This is a genomic window from Streptomyces sp. NPDC041784, from assembly GCF_055591025.1.
In genome coordinates this window covers 4,653-6,123 of the sequence record NZ_JBVJAB010000072.1, presented here as the reverse complement: position 1 = coordinate 6,123, position 1,471 = coordinate 4,653, and the positions used below count along the sequence as shown (strand labels likewise).

Below are 1,471 nucleotides of genomic sequence, written 5' to 3'. Positions count from 1 at the left end.
CGGCGGGCGGGGACGGGAAAACCGACACCGGAAACGGTGCACGGCGTCCCGTCCCCGACCCAACACATGGAACTCGACCGCCGCGGCGCCGAACTGCTCTTCCAGGTCCTGACCGAACGCGAGGAAAAGAACAGCGTCGCCATCGCCTCCAACGAGTCGTTCGGCTGGACCAAGACGTTCACCGACCCCCGCCTCTGCGCGGCCATCGTCGACCGCCTCACCTTCAATGGAACGATCATCGAGACCGGAACCGACTCCTACCGCCTCGCCAGCACCCGAGCTCGAGCCGAGGAGTCAGTCAAGGCTGGCTGACCGCTGCTGCCTGTTTCTGGACTGGAGCCGGGTGTCCTACATGCCGGTCCGACTGTGGCCGGGACGCGATGTCCGAGAGTGGGCCTATCGTCGTGACTTCTGGTTGGGTCGTGGTGAGGACACAGGGTGGCATACGTGGGGGATGGTCGACTGGTGGCGGCGCCGGAGGTGAGCGCCTATCTCGATGCGGTGTTCACGCCGGGCACCCGGCTGGGGGTGCGGCCTGATGATCCACTGACGTTCGTTGAGGTGGTAGAGGTGGCTCGGGTGACGTCGATCCGCGTGCCAAGCGGCAGGCTCGTGGTGGACACCCCTTGGCTGGAGGACGAAGACGGTGAGCCGCGGGAGCTCACGGTTCGGATCCCTCCTGGTGCATACAGGGTGGATGCGGCATGGACGGAGGCACCGTATGAGTTCATGGGGGAGTACTACTCCGGCCGTGAGGTGGCCGCGACACGCCTGTGCGTGCGGGAGGGCACGGTGGTGATCTGGGAGATGGGCCTCGCGGCGGGCGACGACATCGAACGCCTTCGTCGGGGCGACGAGGTCGGATTCAACACGGATACCTCCACGGGTAGCTTCGCCGACGCGACAGCCTGGCCCGCGCTGACAGCGCCATTCCGCAAGTTCTGGGAGCAGTGCAGGACAGCAGCACCGGGCACCCTCGTGTCTCGTGACACCGAGAGCGTGGGCGGTGGCGAGTTCGAGATGGTCCGTGATGAAGCCCGGGGCGCAGACCTCGTTACCTTCTCAGCCACCGAAGGACTTTCCGTAGCCTGGCTCGGTCGTACAGAAAGCGGAGAGCTCAGCTCCATCGTCGTCATGGGTCACATGGGCATGGAAGCGCTGGCCTGAGACCATTCAGCACGGCTACCCGATGACGGTGGCCGCTCTTCTTGTTCGCCGCAGCTGCACGAAGCCCCAGACTGCCGTTCGCGGTTCCGTCACGGTGACGTATGCGCGAACGGGAAGGGACTGCTGCACGGATAGGTGACACCTGACCTGTACCAGCGGGGCTAGAAACAGGCAGTCGACGGCCCGCCGCCCGGAGGGGGGGGGGGCGTCCTCATTCACCGACTTCCTTTCTCGTGGACATTCCCCCGCCCAATGGTCAGCAAACGCTGCCCCAACCAGGTGACAAACACCGCTGCTTGACGCG

At 65.5% G+C, this 1,471-nt stretch carries 2 protein-coding genes; both read left to right on the top strand.

Annotation, left to right across the window (positions count from 1 at the left end; translation table 11 throughout):
• The coding region (locus tag ACZ6D7_RS47245) for an ATP-binding protein (RefSeq protein ID WP_469505087.1) at nucleotides 1-312 on the top strand (312 nt) is incomplete at its 5' end.
• A 153-nt stretch (nucleotides 313-465) separates the two neighbouring features.
• A complete protein-coding gene (locus ACZ6D7_RS47240) occupies nucleotides 466-1,167 on the top strand; it encodes a DUF4241 domain-containing protein (protein WP_469505085.1) in 702 nt (233 codons plus the stop codon).
• Nucleotides 1,168-1,471 lie beyond the last annotated feature (304 nt).